This window comes from Mangrovibacterium sp., from assembly GCF_041596335.1.
Lineage (GTDB): Bacteria > Bacteroidota > Bacteroidia > Bacteroidales > Prolixibacteraceae > Mangrovibacterium.
Genome location: NZ_JBFHIT010000070.1, coordinates 1 through 21,095 on the forward strand (window position 1 = coordinate 1; position 21,095 = coordinate 21,095).

The following is a 21,095-nucleotide window of genomic DNA, read 5'->3' on the forward strand; positions in this document are numbered from 1 at the left end:
CGAGGATTCGAAGCCATGCTTACCTATTACGGAAAAGTTGCCCTATGTCTTAATGAACCGCCCAGTACGAGACCCGTACGCTGGGTGGTGTGAGAGCCTCTCCCTGCTAGTGTTTGCTAGTGGGGCGGGCTACTCGATTAGCGGTAGTTTTTTAGTATATCCCTTTTATTATGTTCGCCAATTTTCGTTGCCCCTTATTGTTAATATGAATGCCGTCTCTGTAATCTGACTCGTCAAAATCGTAATCAGTTTCTTTGATTAGTTTTATGTTATTTTTCTCAGCCCAACTAATTATTTCTTGACCTTGTTCATTGTATTCTTTATTTAAACACTCTTGTTTGTCTGCGTGCAAATAAACAATTAAACGAATTGAAAGACTGTCAGACATTGACTTTAACTCATCAAAACCAGGATTAAATATTTTACCATTTTTTTGTATACCTATTCCATTTAAAACCTGTTGGTCAGGGTCTAAGTCTTCTTTGTGTATGAGGTATTTAAAAACTCTTGGTTTCAAATATCTGTCAAACAACTCTACCAATGCTAAATGATATTGTTTGTCTGGATATGATTGATGAACTCCGACTGTAGGTTTAAAATCCATATTGTCATGTGCATCATGACTACTTACAACTAAGAACATTTCTTTTGCATTAAAGAATCCTTTTTCTTTCAGGTATGCAGCACAATTATCTGGTCCCCAGCTTCCCGCAGAAATATTCAACATTTGATAATCAGATTGTTCATTTGTAAATAATGAAGTCGCAATACTATCTTGGTCTGATTGCACACCCCCAAATAGAACAGAATCACCTAATCCTAAAATTTTCTTTTTTGATGAATCAGGTTCTTTGCTTCTCTGTGAATATGCGTTATAATAATAGTGATTCCCGAATCTCTTTCCATCTTGATTTGGAGCAGCGATATATTCATATTTTTTGCTCTCAATATAAAGGGGTGCATCACAAAAACCTTGAAAATGTCTTAAATAAAACTCTCCAAGAACCGCAGCTGTCAATACAGCAAAAGATAAAATCTTTATTGATTTTTTTAATGTCTTTTTTTTCATATTCTTTAATGATTTTGTCGTCTGTCTTTTCCTAAAATTGGTTGACAGTTTTTAAAATTACCGCTAACTTTGTTGTCTGTCCACCAAAGTTATCTTATAAATAGTTATTTCATGTTTTATGAGGAGCTTTTTTTATCTTATAAATCGAGATCATCAAAAGGGTTTTTAATGTTTCGTAGGCTTTTATTACTTACATGGGTATAGATTTCGGTCGTGGTTGACGACTTATGCCCCAGCAGTTCCTGAATGTACCTTAAATCGGTTCCATTTTCCAATAAGTGGGTGGCAATGCTGTGCCTCAGGCAATGCAGCGTGTATGGCTTTTCAATCCGGGCTTTTGTAAGTGTTTTCTCGAAAACCTTTTGTAAGCTCGAGGCTGTTAGTGCTTTGCCTGGGTATTGGCCTTCAATTAGGTATTTCTTTGGGCGATGTTCACGATAATAGGTTATAATTTTCTCCAATGTTCGGTCACTTAACGGAATCATGCGATCTTTATTCCCTTTTGCTTTGATCACCGAAAGCATTCTTCGGCTCGAGTCGAGGTGCTCCAGTTTTAAGTTCACCAACTCGCTTCGTCTAAGCCCGCACGAATAAATCATCATCATAGCCATTTTGTGTTTCGGATTGGTAATAGCCTGTAAAAATCGTTCCAGATCGGGCTTGCTAAACACCTTGGGTAGGGGCTTGGATTTCAACGGCCGCTCAATCTCTTCAATATTAAGTTGCCGCTTGAGATTCTTTTCATAAAACAATTTTAACGCGCTTACAGTCTGGTTCTGGAACGTTGCGCTTAGTCCGTGTTTCATAATGAATTCGGTATTGAAACGGGTTATATCCTCGTTCACGATGGTTTCCGGGCTTTTGCTGGCATAGTACCCAAAGAAAATTTCCAACTGGTGAATGTAAGTTTTTACTGTATTCTCGGCATAGCGCTTCTGTTCCAGCCAGGTTTTAAATGTTTGAATGCGTGCGATTGTATCCGCGTTTAAGTTTGCCTTGAGCCTTTTAAGGTTATACGTTGGCCGGGGAGGAGCAGCCGGAATGGGCTTAGTGGGAGCGGGCTTTTTTAGTTCCTTGTAATCAACCCACGCCTTTCCCCTGAAAGTCTCGAAAAAGGTATGCAAATCGAACTGCTCCCGTGGAATGTACCAACAGTGCATCCTTTGGCTCCATCGAGCACCGTTGAACTGCTTAACAAGCAACAACAATTCGTCGTCGTATTCAAACTTTATCAGCACAATTGCCTGTTTTGTATGTTCGGCAGGGCTTAGTTTAATGAGTTTTTGTTCCGGCATGGTCGTTCATTCGTTGGTTTCCGACCTACAATTTACAAAAAGATATTTATTTCCCGATTTAGTTTCGTGCCATGCATTCCGAAAAAATTACCCAACCAGTCAACTTATTTTTAGGGGGTTCGGTTTTGTTTTTCTTCGCAATAAGTACTAACTTTCTACTACCTTTCTGTAAGGTTTCTGTAAGCTTCCTGTAAGGTTAGATACAGAAAAAATACAGAAAAGAAACAAAAAAGAAGGAGATAGAACGAATATGGCAAAAACGAAGAATATAGGAGGTCTGCAACTATCCGGAAAATTAGGTTCTTTGGTCTTTGTAACTTATGGCGATGAAACAATTGTGCGTATAGCTCCCCAAAAGCGGAAGGCCGACAGTTGGAGTCTGAAACAAAAGCAACATCGACAGCGCTTCGTGGGAGCAGTCAGGCACTATAAAGCTTATCGGGCTACCGTGGTAACACCTATCTGGAGTTGCGTTGCAACAGCCAGGCAAACGGCTTATAACATGTTTTTAAAAGCCAATATGCCCGCTTTTAACGAAAACGGATGTGTGGCCGATCCCAGTTTGCTCCGGTTCTCGATCGGCGACTTACCTTTGCCGCAAAACTTTTGTGCCGAACGCTGTAGCGACAACCCAACACAGATTGATATCCGATGGGACTCAACACACGTAAGCCAGTTGGCAAGCCCAACCGACCAGCTTATGGGGATCTATTACGAGCCCGAAGGAGCCGCTCCCTTTGCATTGAATGCTTGCCGGTCCGATGGTTACACAACGCTCAATCTGCCGTACAGCCCCGGTTCGGCAAAAATCAGCCTTTTTTTGTTCTTCCGAAAAGCCAATCTTTCGGCCTATTCTCCCGATAAGCATTTCTACCTGTAACTGCAACAGAGGCTCGCAAGCTAATTTCCGGAATCTCCCTTCCCCGTTGGGAAATAATAGCAATAGAAACCAGAATTGCGAACATCGACCGGTTCCCCCCCCGGGGGATCAAAAAGCCATGGGGGTGGGAGAGTGTGGTGTTTATCCCCATCCGGGGACCACGAATCAATCACTGCGGTTGTTTAACCTATTGTTATCCAATCCCTCCGGGATAGATGGATTAACAGCCGTGGCGGAACGACTTCTCCATTTGGGATTAATAACAATTGAAATTTCTCATTCACACAGAATTTAACTTATTTAGTAATTCCTATAAAAACGAGCGTATGAAACACACGAGCTGCATCCTTTTTTGTCGCTGCGGAGCTAACTTAATCTCGGACAAGCGGGCCGACGATTTGGCCAACAGCCTAAAAGAGCTGGATGCCGACGTGATTGAGCTGCACGATCTGTGCGCCTTTTCGGTACATGCACCGCAAAAACTAGTCGAAATGGTGGCCGGCTACCGGCAAAAAACCATTGTAGCCTGTTATCCGCGAGCAATTAAATACCTGTTGCAACAAGGTGGAGCCGAGCTGGGCGATTACCGGGTGCTCAACTTTCGGGAGTTGAATGACGAGTCGATTATAACACAATTGCATACAACCCATTCAATTGCGCGAGGCGAGGCAAATTATAGGCTTGAGCGCACCGACTTAACCGTTCCGGCCTGGTATCCGGTGATCGATGTTTCCCGCTGTACTGTTTGCGGACAATGCGCGCGCTTCTGCCTGTTCGGCGTGTATCGTTTTAAGCGGAAAAGTCTGGAGGTTGTCAATCCGTTATCGTGTAAAAATAACTGTCCGGCTTGTGGACGAACTTGTCCGGCTCAGGCAATTATTTTTCCACGTCTGGTCGAAAATAGTGTTCTTTCGGGGGCCTTGCCAACCGCTATTTCGGCCAAAAATGAAGGGCAACAAAGCAGCTTGTTGGCTCAGCTCAACCAGCGTAACCAGGCACGTCAATCAATCTTTAGGCCCGATGTATTGAAGCTGGCTGAAGATGAACGACAACAGGCGCTCGAAGAAATTAAGAAGATGAATCGATTAAACGACTAAACTATGTTGAAGCAGTTGCTTACCAAAACCGACCGCCGATGCCTCTACAAATTTGTTTATAATCTGGGTATCAAAGGAGCAATCGGCTTTAACCGGTTTCAGAAACGTCTGAAAAAAGGGGAGTTCTTTCCGGCCTTTCATTTCATATCGGTTACCGACGATTGTAACCTCAATTGCCAGGGATGTTGGGTGATGGGGAAGAAGAAAAACAACCGGATGGCTCCCGAACAACTAGATCGGATTATTAGCGAAACCAAAGCGAGAGGATCGTATTTCTTTGGTATTTTGGGCGGCGAACCCCTGCTGTATAAGCCGTTGTTCGATATTTTCCGGAAACATTCCGACTGCTATTTTCAACTGTTCAGCAACGGAACGTTGCTAACTCAGGAGCTTGCTGAAGAACTTCGGCAATGTGCCAATGTCACTCCGCTCATTAGTTTCGAAGGCGACGAGCAAGTGGCTGATATCCGGCGCGGTGGAACCGATGTCTATCAACGTACGCAGCACGCCATCGATCATGCAACCCAAGCCGGGCTGGTAACCGGTGTGGCCATTAGTGTTTGTAAGTCGAATATGCAAATGGCTCTGTCGCCCGAATTTATTCAAGGGCTTATTAATCGGGGAGTGGTTTATTTGTGGTACTATATTTACCGGCCGGCGGGCGAAAACGCCTCCCTCGAACTTTGTTTGGATCGGCAGGAAATTAATCAGCTGCGGCAACATCTGGTTGACGCGCGAACGAACTATAACTTACTGATTATCGATGCTTATTGGGATGGCGATGGAAACGGTCTTTGTCCGGCGGCCTCAGGCTTAAGTCATCACATCAACGCCTCGGGATACATTGAACCTTGCCCGGTCATTCAGTTTGCAACCGACCATGTCGACGATAAACCACTGGCTGAGATTTACCGGGATTCAGTCTTCTTAAAGGAATTGAAGCGCGAATTGCCCCGAAAAACAGCTGGTTGCATTGTGATGGACGACCCGCAGTGGCTGGCCGACTTTGTCGAAAAGCACGCTGCAACCGATAGTTCCGGACGCGACAATGAAGTCCGACGCCTTCGGGCTATGCCTACCGTTTGCAGTCATGGAGGCAGTAAAGTTATTCCCGAAAAAAACCGATGGTATAAACTGGCTAAAAACCGCGCTTTCTTCGGATTGGGCGCCTACGGATAAAGCGATATGATTAAAACGCACCGATTATTGAATGTTCCCAAAGATGTGAAAGTTCGCAATCAGCTGAGGCGCGAAGCAGCTGCTTTGGTTGCCCTAAAAAAGCTCACGCCACCTTTGGGTTTCGACCGCTTGGAAGAGCTGGCAGTTGAACTGTTGGCAAAACTAAATTTCGATCACGAATTTCTGGACTTCACCCTCGTTTTGTGTGGTAACGAACTGTGGCGCGATGTGATTGCGGCTACTCCGTTTGACCGCCGCTTGTTGCTATTGCCTCAATGCCTGAAGAATACACAGTCGTGCCAAGGCGAAATGGATGAGCTGGGACTGATATGTGCCGGATGCAAAGGCTGCCAGATTGATGCGGTGCTTACTAAAGCCGAAGGGCTGGGGTACACCACGCTGGTGGCCGAAGGAACAACCGTTGCGGTTGGCTTGGTTGAAGAGGGCGCTATTGATGCGGTGATCGGCGTTAGCTGTATGCCGGTGCTGCAACGCTCGTTCGAGCCGGTATCCCGTTCCGCTGTTCCGGTTATTGGGCTTCCGCTGTTGTACGATGGTTGCGAAAACACCAAAGCCGATTATGGCTGGCTGTTCGAAGAAATGCACCAATATCGCTTTCACCCCGATAAACAACCGTTGTCGGTTTCGCTGTTGAAAGATCATGTGCAGGACTATTTCACCAGATCGACACTTCAAAATTACTTCCACGAAAAACATGAAACAGACAAGTTAGCGCTGGAAATGCTCGAAATTGGCGGACAACGTATTCGACCGCTTTTGGCGGTTCTGGCGTACCGTTCGTATGTTTCGGAACCCAACGAAGAGCTGCAAACGGCATTGGCCATTATTGTGGAGTGTTTTCATAAAGCATCGCTCATTCACGACGATATTGAAGATGGCGACGATTTTCGCTACCAGCAGCAAACGCTTCATCGCACTGCCGGCATTCCGCAAGCCATTAATGTGGGCGATTACCTGATTGGGAAAGGATACCGGCTGTTGGCGGGACTGAAAGTCGGTCCGCAGCTAACTGTCGACTCGCTGAAAATAGTGGCGCAATCGCATCTGAATTTGTCGGGTGGACAGGGCGACGATCTGGCAATGTGCGACGATGTGTTCCGGTTCTCGGTGGATGACGTGCTGCATATTTTTGCCCGGAAAACCGGCGAAGCTGTGAAAGTGGCTCTACTGCTGGGCGCTACTCAGGGCGGTGCTCCCGAATCGGATTTGCAGGTTCTTGCTCAGTTTGCCGACTGGTTTGGAATTGCTTATCAAATTCGCGACGACCTGCAAGAGTACCGGACAGAAACGGAGCAGCAACAGCGTCATCATTTTCCATTCTTGTTAACTTTATTGAAAGAACGACTGCAGGAAACGCAGCGCCAACCGGTTGTTGAACAGCTACCGCAAATGGATCTGGTGCAGATTCGCGATCTTATTGCCCGTGAACAAGTTGACCGGCATACCGATGCTTTTCAGCGTTTGTATGTCGAAAAGTGTTATCGGGAATTGGATCGCCTTCAAAACCTGAAACTGAGGTTGAGCCTCTACGGTTTGCTGGGCAAACTTTTTAAAAACGAATCGTGATGGCGCTTCAGAAAGCTTTATTTCAGCAGTTCATCAATACCGTGCAAACCGGAACAACCTTGCTCGACGATGAACAGCAATTGGAGATTGAAAACTTTGTTCGTTTAAGGCAACATTCATCCGGTGGTTTTGAAGATCGGGGAGGGCGCCCCGATTTGTACTATTCCGTGTTCGGCTTTTGGCTGGCCAGCGCCCTCGGAATGACTGATGAACTGAGCCGATTGCGCGGTTATCTTTCCACCCTCAATGCGCAGGAGTTGGGAAACGGCGTTCATCGGTTTTCACTTCTGCTATTGCAACAAACAGTGTTGGCGAAGAAGCGCTCTGCATTTCAACTGCTTCGCATGTTGTTGATGAGAGACTTCCCGGTGAATATGACTTACCAGGTTTTTCTGGTGCTGCTTGTGGTTGATTCCGCGCATGGTCAGAAAAAATGGGTGCGCCGGCTCGGCCGACTGCTTTTGTCGGTTTATCGCTTGCCAAAATTAGCGCCCTGCAGTATGGCAGCAGCGCTGTTGGTTGCTAAATCGAATCTGGGAATGACAACCGCTAGACTGGAAAAGCGGGTGCTGGGTTTCTTTCAGCGGGGGCAGGGATTTGTTGCTTTTGAGCAAATGCACGAAGCCGATTTATTGTCGACAGGGGTGGCTCTGTTTGCTCTGCAAAAGGCCGGCGCCGATCTTCGTTTGTTAGCGCCCGATTGTCTCGGTTTCCTGCAGCAGAATTATAGCTCGGGAGCTTTTATGTCGGGTACCGGCGACCGGGAGCGCGATTTGGAATACACCTTTTATGGTTTGTTGACGCTGGGGAGCCTTGCCGGGGTTTTAAATACACCGCAACCATGAGCAGGGCCCAACTACAGCATAAGTCGGAGCAACTTAGTCAGCTCTTATTGGATGAACTGAATCCGGAGGGCTTCTGGTCAGGTGAGTTGTCGTCGAGTGCGCTGGCCGTTGCTGTGGCAGTGGCTGCCTTGCATTTTCACGATGCCGACCGGCATGCCCCACAAATCCAATTGGGGCTGGAGTGGTTGCAACAACAGGTTAATGCCGACGGTAGCTTTGGCGACACCGTCGACAGCCCCGGAAATGTGAGTACCAGCTTGTTGGTTTACGCGGCGCTGAATTTGTACCCGGCCAATCGGGCGGTGTGTGCGCTTCAGTCTAAAACTGAAAAATGGCTGCTGATTCAGGGAATCGATGTCCGGTCAGAGGAGATCATTCAAGTCATTCTTACACATTATAAAAACGATTATACCTTCTCGGTGCCTATTCTCACCCTCTGTGGTTTGTGTGGTGTTCCCGGCCCCAAAGCATTTCAGTTTATTCCGCAGCTGCCCTACGAGTTGGCTTTGCTGCCGCGAAAATTCTATCGCTTCTTAAAACTTAGTGTTGTTAGCTATGCTATTCCGGCGTTGGTTGCGGTTGGCATTGTGGTGTACAAAAAGAAGAGGACTAACTGGTTCTGGCGGGCAATCCGTCATTTCTCAATTCAACCGGCCTTAAAACGGCTTGAACGAATGATGCCCGCGAGTGGTGGCTTTCTCGAAGCCATTCCGCTAACGGCTTTTGTGTCGCTGAGTTTGATTAATGCCGGCTTTCGCGATCATCCGGTTGTTACCAAAGGAATTTCATTTTTGAAGAACACCCAGCGCTCCGATGGGGGCTGGGCGATTGATGTTGATTTGTCGACCTGGGTAACTACGCTATCGGTGAAGGCATTGCGACAACAAGCTGATGGGGTATTGTCGGCTCCGCAGAAACGTATGTTGGTTCAGCACTTGCTGGACTGTCAAACCAGGGCGGTTCATCCCTTCAACGGAAGTCAGCCCGGAGGGTGGGGCTGGACCAGTTTTCCCGGCTCTGTGCCCGATGGCGACGACACGCCCGGTGCCATGCTCGCTCTCATGCAGTTGGACCATCGTGTTGAAAGCTTGTCGGCGGTTGTTGTTGCCTGCCGGTGGCTGAAAGATTTACAAAATTCGGATGGTGGCTTTCCAACTTTTTCGCGGGGATGGGGAAAATTGCCGTTCGACCAGAGTTGTTGCGACTTAACCGGCCACTGTGTGTTGGCCTTGGCTATGGCACTAAATCGCTGCCAGTCCAGGCTGACTGCTTCGGAGAGGGCCGGAATACAAACAATGCTGAACCGTGCCATCAATTACCTCGAGCATCGGCAACAGGCCGATGGCAGTTGGTTGCCGCTTTGGTTCGGAAATCAACGGCAGGCAAATCATGCGAATCCGGTGTATGGAACAGCACGGGTGGCTTGCTACCTGAGCGATGCACTCTGTCAGAATGAACTGAACGGGGCGTTGAAAGACAAACTAGCGGTGATGATTTCGAAAGCCCGGAGCTATTTGGTGGTCGTTCAAAATGCCGACGGTAGCTGGGGAGGCGATGGTGGCATTCCCGGCAGTATTGAAGAAACAGCATTAGCCGTTTCAGCGTTAGCCGGAAAGAAAACTTATCGGCAGGCTTGCACTAAAGCAATGGCCTGGCTGCACGACTACGAGCAAGCGTTCGGTTTGACAGCTGCCCCGATCGGGCTCTATTTCGCGTCGCTGTGGTATCACGAAAAACTATACCCGGTCACTTGTTATTTAGAAGCGGTAAACAGGCTGTTGCTGGATGAACCCGGCTGATTGTAGAAGTCAGAGCTCATCATCGGAATCCATTCGCCTTCAGTGGTTAGGTAGTTGCCCATCAGGTTGGCAGTCAGGCAGCTGTGTACCGGAATAATCTCGACTAAATCGCCTACTTTAAAGTTCGCGAACCCTTTAGTCGTTGTTCGAATCACTCCATGTTCCTGACTTATTTTATACAGATAGTTTCGTTCGCTAAGCAACACTTTTTCCCCTTCTTTATTAACGACAACCTGGCCATACAGGTGTTTCCCATCCAGGTTGATAATGGAATCTTTTGAGATATGGACAGCACCACCGTAGATGATGACTTCACTTCGGCTTCCGTGTTTCCCGATAACCGGACAAACCACGCGAATTGCAATGTCTTCAAGATTGCAGCTTCCAAGTTGGTGTTGCATCAAATCGTAAAAAATGAAATTTCCGGGCCTGATTTCGTCAATGCCGTTGAAATTGTCGCAGATACTGGCCGAAGGGGTATCGCCCAGCGAAAGAATCAGATCCGGAAATTCATGTCGAAACTGGTTCTTAAGCGACTTCATTTTTAGCACCGCATCAAAATGCCGGTTGTAAATGTCGTGTTTGCTTTGCGCGGTATACGTGTGCCCGGTGTGCGACAGAAAGCCTTTAAATTGAAGTTGAGAGGTAGCCCGAATCACATCGAGCATCGCATTGATTCCGTAGTATTTGTTTGGAGCAATTCCGGAACGGTCGTATCCGGTGTCGATCTCGATAAAGATGCCAACGTCTTCACTGATTTGCTCACTCAGCATCTCAACTGATTCCAGATTTTCAATCAGCAGGTTGAGGCGAATTTGCCCGGCCAACGCGTTGATTTCATTGATTTCGAGAATATTCACCGGGAAAGCGATGGTGATGTCGTCCCACCCGTTTTGGGCAAAGTATTGCGCCATTCTGACCGATGACACAGTGATGGCTGTAACGCCAAATTGGCGATACCAATTGCCGATAACCGCTGACTGGTGTGTCTTAAAATGCGGTCGGAAAATTAGCCCTTTCGCCTTGGCTTTTTCAGCCATTCGGGCAATATTCCGGAGACAAATCTCTTTGTCTAATAATAGAGTGGGGCGTACAATGTCCATTGTATCAATCTTTAGAATTACTCACGTACCAATTTATGAATTTTAAGAAACGAACATCTTGTTCCGAACACATACACCAAATGAATTTTATTTCCGGCAACATGTGCGTTTCATCAGAAAAAAAACAAATTAATCACTGATGAAATAACAAACCTGCGAAACTACCCTGTTATACGTTCGGTTCTGTCGTTTACCAGACTTAAACAGTGACCTGAAAGTCGGAGGACGATTGAATCTGTTTTCCTTATTCCGTTAATTAAACAGCCTGATAGATCGTATGTTCCGTGCGATTCATCCTGGCCATCCGAAAAGAGACCAAAAATGAAATAGACGGCAGATCTGCCACAGCGATTCATTCACGAAAAGTTAGAACAACTCGTATATTTTAGGATGAAAAAAACAAAGGTGTAGCGCACATATGTTTTTATCCGGGTTCGTCTAGTCAATTTCTTGAAAACTTGCCCGTTAAAGTTAGTTAAATCAATGAATAAGACAAATTTCGGCTGTGGCAGATCAAAAAAAAAGAGTCCGGTAATGGACTCTTTTTTTTATCTATTCGGAAACGGATTATTCTTTTTCAAGCATGATTGTCTGTGCCCGGTTTGGCCCAACCGACGCGATTGTAATCGGTAAGCCGGTTTCTTCTTCAATAAAATTAATGTAGTTGTTGAATTCTTCCGGGAATTCGTTTTCGTGGGTCAACTGAGTCAGGTCTGTTTGCCATCCCTGAAGTTCAACAAAAACAGGTTTTACCTGATCGTTCAGTTCGAATGGGAATTTGTCAGTCACTTCACCATCGATTTCATAACCGGTGCATATTTTAATCGTTTCAAACGCGTCAAGCACATCGGCTTTCATCATAAATAACTCGGTCACCCCGTTTATCATGATGGAATATTTCAGGGCAACCAGGTCGAGCCAGCCACAGCGTCTTGGGCGTCCGGTGGTTGAGCCATACTCATTTCCGGCATCGCGTAGCTTTTGTCCGGTTTCGCAGAACAACTCAGTCGGGAATGGGCCCATTCCTACACGTGTGCAGTAGGCTTTGAAGATTCCGAATACACGCCCTACTTTTTGGGGCGCAATACCCAGACCGGTACATGCACCGGCACAGATGGTATTCGATGAGGTCACAAACGGGTACGAACCAAAATCAATATCCAGCAAGGTTCCCTGAGCCCCTTCGGCCAAAACAGATTTGTCATCGGTGATCAGGTCGTTGATCATGTGCTCGCTATCTACCAGCGTGAATGATTTCAGCATTTCAACGCCTTCCATCCATTCTTTTTCCATCTGCTCCAGTAGTTCGGTATAGTCGAACTGATAGAACTTTTCCAGCATTTCTTTGTGGGCTTCCACCCGGCTGCTGTATTTTTCTTCGAAGTTCTCTACTAAGTCGCCAACGCGAAGGCCGTCGCGGCCAATTTTATCTTTGTAGGTTGGTCCGATTCCTTTAAGGGTTGAACCAATTTTTGTATCGCCTTTGGCTGCTTCAGAAGCTGCATCAAGTAATTTGTGGGTTGGCAGAATTAAATGCGCCTTTTTCGAAATGTAGAGGTTTTTGTGCAGGTCGATGCCCAAAGCAAGTATTCCTTCAATTTCTTTTTTGAATACAATCGGATCTAAAACAACACCGTTTCCAATAATATTGGCTTTATTTTCGTGAAATATTCCGGAGGGAATGGTGTGAAGGACATGTTTCATGTCGTTAATTTCCAACGTGTGACCAGCATTTGGTCCACCTTGGAAGCGCGAAATCGCATCGTATTTAGGGGTTAATACATCAACGATTTTTCCCTTTCCTTCGTCTCCCCATTGAAGACCTAAAATAACATCTACTTTCATTACTAGTGTTTTACAGATTCCCAGACATATTAAACCGCAGAAGATAGCTATCGAGGTGTGCAGCTAATTTCTACGGTGCCAGCTAGATTTATATTTGGCAGCTAAAAGTACGAATTATTTTTGGCAATGGGGGTAAAAAAATCCGCTTATATCTTGAGCGGATTTGAATTTATAGAGTTGCTATTTGGCTCGCTTATTAAGTTGTTCGCCATAAATATAGAGGGTGTGGTGCGAGAGCTTGAAGTTGTATTTCAAACAGGCTTCTTCGATAATCTCCCGAATGCGCGGATCGTAAAACTCGTGAACGTCGCCGTTGTTGGTGTCAATTAAATGATCGTGCTGAAGGGTTGCAAACGCCTTTTCAAATTGGGCGATGTTTTTTCCAAACTGGTGTTTAACAACCAATTTACATTCCAATAGTAAATCAATTGTGTTGTAAAGCGTAGCCCTGCTGACCCTGTAATTCTTGTTCTTCATCGAAATGTACAGCGACTCAATGTCGAAATGACCTTCACGAGAATAAATTTCATCGAGAATTGCAAACCGCTCGGGCGTTTTCCGATGGCCGTTTTTCTCCAGATATTCGGTGAACATATTTTTGACAGTCTCTTTGGTACGAGGACTATTCATATTAAAACTAATTTAAAATAAGGATCAAAAATAGGAATTTTTTTAAAATAGTTTAGACTAAATAAAAATTAATCCGCAATTTTCTCGATCCGTTCTATATTGTCTACTCCCTTGATTTTCATAAGTCGTGCGATCAAATTGTTCAAATCATCAACGTTGTGAATGTACAAATAGAGCTCACCTTCGAAGATGCCGTCGTGGGTGTCGAACATAACAGTTCGCATGTTGATGTTGTTCTGTTTGGAGATGATGTTCGTGATTTCGCTTACGATGCCAACCCGGTCGAATCCGTTTAGTTTGAGCTGTGTGAGGTAGGAACGTTTTTTAAATTTTGTCCATTCGGCGGTGATGATTCGGTCGCCTTGTTGCGACATGAGTTTGTTTGCTGTTGGGCACTTGCGTTTGTGAATCACAACATGATTGGACGATGTGAGGTAGCCCAGTACATTGTCGCCGGGTATTGGCTGGCAACATTTGGCCAGCGAGTAGTTGGGTTCGTCAGGATTTTCAGTAAGAATGAACGTGCTTTTTTTATCGATTGATTTGTTCGGCAGTTCCAGTTCCAACTCGTCGTCCTGTGATTTTTTCCCGAACGATAGTTTCCAATATCGGGCGAGTTTATTTTGTCGCCGGGATTTTAAGATGTTTTCGATGTCGTTAAAATCGATGAATCCCATTCCTACTTGGGCGTAGAGTTGGTCTTTATTCGATAGGTTGTAATAAGCTGTCAGCTTTTTTAGGGTGTCGGAGGTTGGTTTTATCTTGTAACTTTTCAGTTTTTCTTCGATAATCTCCCGTCCCTGATCAATGTGCTGGCGCTTGTCCAGCTTAAAGGCTTGTTTAACTTTCCCTTTTGCCTTGGCTGTTGTTATAAATTTTAGCCACTCAATATCCGGTTTTTGCGACTTTGATGTCAGGATTTCAATTTGGTCACCGCTTTCGATGGTATGGCTAACGGGCACCAGTTTGTGGTTGATTTTAGCACCAATACAGTGGTTCCCCAAATCGGTGTGAATTTCGTAGGCAAAGTCGATGATTGTAGCTCCTTTCGGAAGGTTCACCATTCGACCTTTTGGGGTGAAAATGACAATTTCTGACGAATACAGGTTCATCTTAAACTCGTCCAGGAATTCCAGCGCATCCGATTCCGGATTCTGAAGCATTTCGCGGATCTTCTCCAGCCAACGATCGATTTCCGATTCGGGCGACGATTCTCCCTTGTATCTGTAATGGGCTGCAAATCCTCGTTCGGCAATGGCATCCATGCGTTCGGTGCGGATTTGAACCTCGACCCACTTTCCGGCCGGCCCCATCACGGTGACATGGAGCGCTTCGTACCCATTTGCTTTCGACATGGTAATCCAATCGCGAATTCGATCGGGTTTGGGTTTGTAAATGTCGGTAATCAACGATAGAATGTCAAAACATTGTCGTTTTTCGGATACTTTATCCTTGGGTTTGAAAACGATCCGGATGGCAAGTAAATCATATATTTCATCAAACGACACCCCTTTGGTTTGCATCTTATTCCAGATGGAATAGATGGATTTCAAGCGGCCGGAGATGGTAAAGTTAATGCCCTCTTTTGTCAGTTCCGCTTCAATCGGTTTGATGAATTCGCTTACCAGATCGTCGCGCTTTTCTTTCTGGCTTTGCATCCTGAACCGAATCAGATTGTAGGTTTCAGGTTGCTTATATTTTAAGCTCAAATCTTCCAGCTCTGTTTTTATGGCGTACAAACCAAGGCGGTGAGCAAGCGGAGCAAATATGTAGAGTGTTTCGGCAGCAATCTTCAGCTGTTTGTGCGGAGCCATGCTATCCAACGTTCGCATGTTGTGGAGGCGGTCGGCTAACTTAATAAGAATTACGCGCACATCATCCGACAGGGTCATCAGCATCTTTCTGAAATTGGTCGCTTGCTTTGAGTCGTGTTGAGCTGTAAATTCATCCGAAAGTTTCGTCAGCCCGTCAACAATTCGTGCGACTTTTTTACCGAACAGGTTTTCCATATCGGTCAGGGTGTAGTCGGTGTCTTCAACTACATCGTGCAGGATGGCTGCAATAATGGAGGTGGCACCCAGACCAATTTCGCTCGAAACGATATTGGCAACAGCTATTGGATGAATAATGTATGGCTCACCGGATTTGCGTTTTACTCCGGCATGGGCGTTATTCGCAAACTCAAAAGCCTTCCGGATTCGATCCCTGCCTTCTTCTGAAATGCGCTGATCGAACGAACGATACAGGTCGTTGTAGTAGTCAGCAATGAGTCGCTGGTCTGCTTTTGTTTGCAATTTGCTAATCCCGTCCTCCATAAAAAATCGCTCAGAAAATGATTTGTAATCTGTAAATATATATTTTTCGCATTAACGCTGGTTTCAGCGGCCTGTTTTGCCGTGAAAAGTTCACCAATCTTTAATACACATTAAAAGCTGCATGAAGTTGGAATTGTTCATGCGAAGCCATCGAATAATCGCGTTGTGGTGATTTGCGGCCGATGTCGAATCGTTGACATCCGGCTCCTTATTTCTTTACTTCGTGATAAACAGTCATAAACGCGTTGACCAGGTTTGCCCACGAGAATTTCTTTTTTTCTTCCAGAATATTGTGTTCAAATTCTGCTTTTCGCTTGTTTTCGTAAAAGTCGACCAAGGCGTCGGCAATGGCTTTTGCGTTTGGTTCTGTGACGTAACCAATCTTCTGGTCCGGAATAATTTCCGCAAGTCCACCAACGTTGGTCACCAGCATCGGTTTTTCGAAATGATAGCCAATTTGGGTGACACCACTTTGAGTCGCGCTTTTATAGGGTTGAACAACCATATCACTGGCGCCGAAATAACGGGTTACGTGTTTTTCGATAATAAAATCGGTTCTCAGAATTACCTTGTCGCTTAGCTTTAGTTGTTGAATGAGTTTTAAATAGGGATCTGGTTTGGTGTAAAACTCACCTGCGATAATTAATTTGAGGGGGAATTTGCGGAGTCGCTGATCGGCAAAGGCTTCCAGTAGCAAATCTAGTCCCTTGTACTCGCGGATGAAGCCGAAAAATAACAGATAATTTGTGTGACGGTCGAGCCCCAACAGACTTTTTGCCTCAATTAAGTCGGTCTTTGGGCCATAATTGTCGTAGAGCGGGTGTGGACATAGCGCGTGTGGCAGGCTGTCGCGAAATTGGTGAATATCATCCAGCACCGATTGCGACATCGCGACCATGCCGTCGATGCTATTGATGAAATAGCGGGTTAGCAGATTGTCTCCGGGACGTTTTTCATGTGGAATAATGTTGTCGGCCAGGCAGATAACCCGTGTGTGCTTATTCGATCGAACCAACCGGCAAATGGTTCCCAGTGCGGGAGCCATAAAAGGTAGCCAGTAGCGAATCATCAGCATATCTGGTTTTTCCTTTTTAATTCGAAGTCCGATTTTGATCCAGTTGAACGGGTTGATGGAATTAACAGTGCGCACAATGGATAGATGATCCGGTGCGGGGCCATCGACAAATTGTGTTTTTCCGGGAAATAAAAGATCGGGGTACTGCAGGCGAAAAGTCTCTAGCGTTACCTGATGGTTGCAGGCGATAAATTCTTTCGCTAACCGCTCATTGTAGCTGGCCAATCCTCCCCGATAGGGATAGGCTGGTCCGATCATTTTAATGGTTATTCCCTTGCTCATGTTTAAATTTTTCCTGACCTGTTTATTACCTGTGTTTTTCGGCCAGTAAATTTGCAACATGTTTGTCAATTGGGAAAGTAAATTCGGAGGGATTTATATTTTTCAGCGCCAGCCAGCGAAACGATTGACTTCCGTTCTCGTGTTTCTCAAAGTTGAAAGGGGTAGCAGAAATCCTGAAATTTACCGGCTGGCTAAGTTTGGCAGTATAATAAATGCTAATCAACTGATGGTTGTCGAAGTAAAAGGCAGGTTGAAAAAAGTCGGTGGTATAGAAGTGCTCGATGGTGCAGATCTCTTGCCGGCATTCTTCGCGCATCTCGCGGCGGAGACAGTCAATGGTTCCTTCGCCAAAATGCATTCCTCCTCCGGGGAATTTGGTCATCAGGGTGTTTAGTTGGTATTCGTCGGAAACGAGCACCTCGTTGTCGTCACTTAAAATGAGTCCGTAAACCCGAATGTTAAAATGATTGAGTGTCGCTTTAGTCATGCAGTGCCAGTTGTGTTTCAATAAACCGGATAATTTCGTCTGCTTGTTCCGGTTGAAACCAATTGATGGCTTCGTCTTTGCGGAACCAGGTTAGTTGCTTTCGGGCATATCGTCGCGAGTTTCGTTGGATTAAATCAATGGCTTCTTCCAACTTAATTTCACCATCGAAATAAGCGAACAGCTCCTTGTATCCAACGGTGTTCAGTGAGTTTAGGTTTTTGAATTCATACACACTGCGGGCTTCTTCGACCAGTCCCTGCTCGATCATTTTCTCCACCCGTCGGTTAATGCGGTCGTATAATTCGGTTCTGTCGCGATTTAGCCCAATTTTCAGAATACGGAAAGGACGCTCTTTTTTCTGCGCTGTTCGCATCGATGAATAGGCTTGGCCCGACGTGAGGCAGATTTCAAGAGCATGTAAGATGCGTTTCGGATTCTTCAGGTCGACCTTGGCGTAGTAGTCCGGGTCGAGTTGTTTCAATTGAAGTCGCAGATGATCCAACCCTTTTTCTTCAAGCTCAACAACCAGTTGTTTCCTGATTTCCGGATCGGCTTCCGGAATGTCGTCAATCCCATGACAAAGCGTGTCGACGTAGAGCATCGAGCCACCGGTTAAAACGAGCTGGTCGTTGGTGTGAAATAAATCAGTAATGATATTCAACGCCTCTGTTTCGAATGAGCTGGCACTGTAGTATTCGTGAATTGAATGGTTGTGAATCAGGTGGTGCTTCACCGTTTCAAGATCTGCGGCAGGTGGTACAGCAGTGCCGATGGAAAGCTCCCGGTAAATTTGCCTCGAATCGGCTGAAATAATTTCGGTGTTCAGGTGTTGGGCTATTCGGATTGACAGATCACTTTTTCCGATGCCGGTTGGCCCCACTACTACAATAAGAGTCTTGTTCATTTAAATACGATTGGAGCCCGCAAAGGTAGGTCTTTTTCCGAAAAAAAAAGGAGGGTTAAAACCCTCCTGTTAGGTCCTCCATTTCACCAAAAATTTCGGTATAATCATCCAGATCACCATAATCCAGACATTCTTCCTTTTTTTCGTCTACTTCCTGCTCTAAAAGCTCTTCTTCGAGCAATTGAGAAGGTGCGTTACCACTTTTAAAGGCAACGGTAGGTTCAGTCATAATTTTTCCCATTTTAATCTGCGTTAATTCAATTAAAAACAGTCTGTCCATGAAAAAATCGAAAACATATAGCATTTTCTGATTCTCTAGTCTAAGCATCTCTTGAAGCGGAGTTTTGTCCATGACGTAGTTGTTCCGTTCGCAGAACTCCATTTCAAGTTGTGTAATCTCAAGCTGCTTGCCACATTTGGACCCCGGAACAAAAAACGAAGCTAATTGGTCGGGATTGAATCCGCATGCGGCCTGAATGCAATTGTGCAGGTCGGCAAATGTGTGTTTGCTGTCGGCTTCAACAACAAGTATAAAATCCGGCATTTCAGTTGAAGCAACTTTAAACTGGTAAATCATACTTTAGTTTGTTTTTAATGTAAAGATTTAAAACTTATTTACCTTTCATTTTTGCACACAGGGTTGTTTAACGGCGATGGTTTTAAAAAGGTTAGGTAATAAATGTTAAAAAATATTAACTGGGATTCTGTCTGGAGCAACCGTCTGGTAATGTGTTTTTTAGGCGACATAAACTTTCGAATTATTTTTATCGGGAAACCTGTTTTGTTTATCATAGTGCATTTTGAGTGGTTCAGATCAGGACCGGTTCGGCATCGGTTAACGAATGGCTGGTAGTTGTTTTAACCGACCTGAATTTGCTCCTGTCATGTTCCGTTATAGAAAACGGTCTTGCTTATACAGGAATATTTTGAGAACTTCATGCCAGTTAATAAAGGCCCTTATGCGAAATACCCTTTTTTTCGAAAATCTACGGATTGCCCTTCATTCAGTTCGATCAAATTTGCTTCGAACTGTACTGACGGTATTGATTATTGCGGTGGGAATTACTGCTTTGGTTGGGATATTAACAGCAACAGATTCAATTAAGAATTCGATAAGTAAAGAATTTACCTTCATGGGCGCGAATACCTTTACAATTACCTCCAGAGGAATTCGTATGCAGGTCGGACATAGTCGCATTCGGACGAAAAATCACAGCTACATCAATTATTATCAGGCAAAAGAGTTTAAAGAACGTTTTGATTTCCCGGTTTTAAGTTCCATTTCAGTTAGTGGAAGCGGAACGGCAACGGTTAAATACGGGACGAAAAAATCGAATCCGAATGTTTCGGTTACAGGAGTCGATGAAAACTATATTTATACTTCGGGATTTGAACTGGCCAGAGGTCGAAATATATCCGCTCAGGATCTGGAGGCCGGATTGAATGTGGTGCTGCTGGGAGATGGACTGGTGAGGCGATTGTTTGACAAAAGTGAGAATCCGGTTGGCAAGGAGATCCGGGTAGGCGGAGGCCGCTACCAGGTTATTGGGACGTTAAAGGCAAAAGGTGGTGGATTTGGAGGCGTTGGAGACGAAATGTGCTTGCTCCCGTACTCGAATGTCAGAGCGTATTTCTCACGTCCGCAAATGAATTTTAATATTCAGGTAAAGTGCGACAATCCGCAGCTGATGGAGGCAGCTATTGGGGAAAGCGAAGGTTTATTCCGGATTGTGCGTGGCTTGAATCCGCAGGACGAGACCGACTTTAATATTGAAAAAAGCGATAATCTGGTGCAAATGTTGCTCGATAATATTGGGAAAATTACCATGGTGGCAACCATTATCGGATTGATTACTTTGCTCGGTGCTGCGATTGGGTTGATGAATATTATGCTGGTTTCAGTTACTGAACGCACCCGTGAAATTGGCGTTCGGAAAGCTATCGGAGCGAATTCCCGTCGAATTCGGCAGCAGTTTTTAATTGAGGCGGTTGTCATCGGACAGATGGGCGGAGTACTGGGGATTATACTTGGGATCTTGACCGGCAACATCGTTTCGGGTTTAATTGGAAGTAGCTTTATTATTCCGTGGTTTTGGATCGTTAGTGGTGTGCTGATTTGTTTCGGAGTTGGAATCGTATCCGGCTATTATCCGGCACAAAAGGCATCGCGCCTCGATCCCATCGAAAGTTTACGCTACGAATAGATTTTATTGCGAGTACGATCAATCGTGACTGTTCCGAACCGGTTTTTTGTACATGATGAAATAAAAAAGGGCACCCTTTCGGATGCCCTTCAATATTATATGAATGGGTTCAGAATTATTTTACTGAATCCATGTATTGGATCAATTCGCAAACTTTTGCAGAGTAACCCATTTCGTTGTCATACCAAGAAACTACTTTTACGAAGTTTGGAGACAATGAGATACCAGCGCCAGCATCGAAGATAGAAGTACGAGTGTCACCAACGAAGTCGTTAGAAACAACTTGATCTTCCGTATAACCTAAGATACCTTTCAACGGACCTTCAGAAGCAGCTTTCATAGCAGCACAAATTTCTGCGTAAGAAGCGCCTTTTTCCAAACGGGCAGTCAAGTCAACAACTGAAACGTCAGGAGTTGGTACACGGAAAGCCATACCTGTTAATTTGCCATTCAACTCAGGAATTACTTTACCTACAGCTTTAGCAGCACCAGTTGATGA

17 protein-coding genes and 1 pseudogene are annotated in these 21,095 nt (G+C 45.2%); 7 read left to right on the plus strand and 11 right to left on the minus strand.

What is annotated here, in order from left to right:
* Window positions 1-151: 151 nt before the first annotated feature.
* Entirely contained in the window at window positions 152-1,069 is a 918-nt protein-coding gene (locus ABZD21_RS17600; RefSeq protein WP_372776431.1) for a hypothetical protein, read from the minus strand.
* A gap of 137 nt (window positions 1,070-1,206) precedes the next feature.
* Complete coding sequence (locus ABZD21_RS17605; RefSeq protein ID WP_372776432.1) at window positions 1,207-2,364, minus strand: tyrosine-type recombinase/integrase; 1,158 nt, start codon at window positions 2,362-2,364, stop codon at window positions 1,207-1,209.
* A 250-nt stretch (window positions 2,365-2,614) separates the two neighbouring features.
* Here ABZD21_RS17605 and ABZD21_RS17610 point away from each other — a divergent pair, with 250 nt between their 5' ends.
* The 6 genes from ABZD21_RS17610 (at window position 2,615) to ABZD21_RS17635 (ending at window position 9,751) form a co-directional block, all read left to right on the plus strand.
* A complete protein-coding gene (locus tag ABZD21_RS17610; RefSeq protein WP_372776433.1) occupies window positions 2,615-3,244 on the plus strand; it encodes a hypothetical protein in 630 nt (209 codons plus the stop codon).
* A 326-nt stretch (window positions 3,245-3,570) separates the two neighbouring features.
* The gene (locus ABZD21_RS17615; protein WP_372776434.1) at window positions 3,571-4,341 is read left to right on the plus strand and encodes an ATP-binding protein; all 771 of its coding nucleotides are present in this window, start codon (window positions 3,571-3,573) and stop codon (window positions 4,339-4,341) included.
* A gap of 3 nt (window positions 4,342-4,344) precedes the next feature.
* Window positions 4,345-5,520 carry a radical SAM/SPASM domain-containing protein gene (locus ABZD21_RS17620; RefSeq protein WP_372776436.1) on the plus strand — a complete coding sequence of 392 codons (1,176 nt, stop codon included), beginning with the start codon at window positions 4,345-4,347 and terminating at the stop codon, window positions 5,518-5,520.
* 27 nt (window positions 5,521-5,547) lie between these two features.
* Window positions 5,548-7,107 carry a polyprenyl synthetase family protein gene (locus ABZD21_RS17625; protein ID WP_372776437.1) on the plus strand — a complete coding sequence of 520 codons (1,560 nt, stop codon included), beginning with the start codon at window positions 5,548-5,550 and terminating at the stop codon, window positions 7,105-7,107.
* Window positions 7,107-7,952: a prenyltransferase/squalene oxidase repeat-containing protein gene (locus tag ABZD21_RS17630; protein ID WP_372776438.1), complete on the plus strand. Its 846-nt coding sequence runs from the start codon at window positions 7,107-7,109 to the stop codon at window positions 7,950-7,952. Before ABZD21_RS17625 ends, ABZD21_RS17630 begins: the two co-directional genes overlap by 1 nt.
* The gene (locus ABZD21_RS17635) at window positions 7,949-9,751 is read left to right on the plus strand and encodes a prenyltransferase/squalene oxidase repeat-containing protein (RefSeq protein WP_372776439.1); all 1,803 of its coding nucleotides are present in this window, start codon (window positions 7,949-7,951) and stop codon (window positions 9,749-9,751) included. Before ABZD21_RS17630 ends, ABZD21_RS17635 begins: the two co-directional genes overlap by 4 nt.
* On the opposite strand, the gene ABZD21_RS17640 is transcribed toward ABZD21_RS17635, so the two are convergent.
* The 8 genes from ABZD21_RS17640 to ABZD21_RS17675 form a co-directional block, all read right to left on the minus strand.
* Window positions 9,706-10,854, minus strand: a complete 1,149-nt coding sequence (locus ABZD21_RS17640) for an alanine racemase (RefSeq protein ID WP_372776440.1) — start codon at window positions 10,852-10,854, stop codon at window positions 9,706-9,708. The genes ABZD21_RS17635 and ABZD21_RS17640 overlap by 46 nt on opposite strands.
* A 567-nt stretch (window positions 10,855-11,421) precedes the next feature.
* Complete coding sequence (locus ABZD21_RS17645) at window positions 11,422-12,699, minus strand: adenylosuccinate synthase (protein ID WP_372776441.1); 1,278 nt, start codon at window positions 12,697-12,699, stop codon at window positions 11,422-11,424.
* Window positions 12,700-12,879: 180 nt separating this feature from the next.
* The gene (locus ABZD21_RS17650; RefSeq protein WP_372776442.1) at window positions 12,880-13,329 is read right to left on the minus strand and encodes a Fur family transcriptional regulator; all 450 of its coding nucleotides are present in this window, start codon (window positions 13,327-13,329) and stop codon (window positions 12,880-12,882) included.
* 68 nt (window positions 13,330-13,397) lie between these two features.
* Window positions 13,398-15,644 carry a bifunctional (p)ppGpp synthetase/guanosine-3',5'-bis(diphosphate) 3'-pyrophosphohydrolase gene (locus ABZD21_RS17655; RefSeq protein ID WP_372776444.1) on the minus strand — a complete coding sequence of 749 codons (2,247 nt, stop codon included), beginning with the start codon at window positions 15,642-15,644 and terminating at the stop codon, window positions 13,398-13,400.
* A 208-nt stretch (window positions 15,645-15,852) separates the two neighbouring features.
* A complete protein-coding gene (locus tag ABZD21_RS17660) occupies window positions 15,853-17,001 on the minus strand; it encodes a glycosyltransferase (RefSeq protein WP_372776445.1) in 1,149 nt (382 codons plus the stop codon).
* A 25-nt stretch (window positions 17,002-17,026) separates the two neighbouring features.
* Window positions 17,027-17,488, minus strand: a complete 462-nt coding sequence (locus tag ABZD21_RS17665) for an NUDIX hydrolase (protein WP_372776446.1) — start codon at window positions 17,486-17,488, stop codon at window positions 17,027-17,029.
* Entirely contained in the window at window positions 17,481-18,392 is a 912-nt protein-coding gene (gene miaA, locus ABZD21_RS17670; RefSeq protein ID WP_372776447.1) for a tRNA (adenosine(37)-N6)-dimethylallyltransferase MiaA, read from the minus strand. Before miaA ends, ABZD21_RS17665 begins: the two co-directional genes overlap by 8 nt.
* 55 nt (window positions 18,393-18,447) lie before the next feature.
* Entirely contained in the window at window positions 18,448-18,969 is a 522-nt protein-coding gene (locus tag ABZD21_RS17675; RefSeq protein WP_372776448.1) for a hypothetical protein, read from the minus strand.
* 382 nt (window positions 18,970-19,351) lie between these two features.
* Here ABZD21_RS17675 and ABZD21_RS17680 point away from each other — a divergent pair, with 382 nt between their 5' ends.
* The gene (locus tag ABZD21_RS17680; RefSeq protein WP_372776449.1) at window positions 19,352-20,596 is read left to right on the plus strand and encodes an ABC transporter permease; all 1,245 of its coding nucleotides are present in this window, start codon (window positions 19,352-19,354) and stop codon (window positions 20,594-20,596) included.
* 115 nt (window positions 20,597-20,711) lie between these two features.
* On the opposite strand, the pseudogene ABZD21_RS17685 reads toward ABZD21_RS17680, so the two are convergent.
* Window positions 20,712-21,095, minus strand: a pseudogene (locus ABZD21_RS17685) (type I glyceraldehyde-3-phosphate dehydrogenase); the annotation flags it as partial.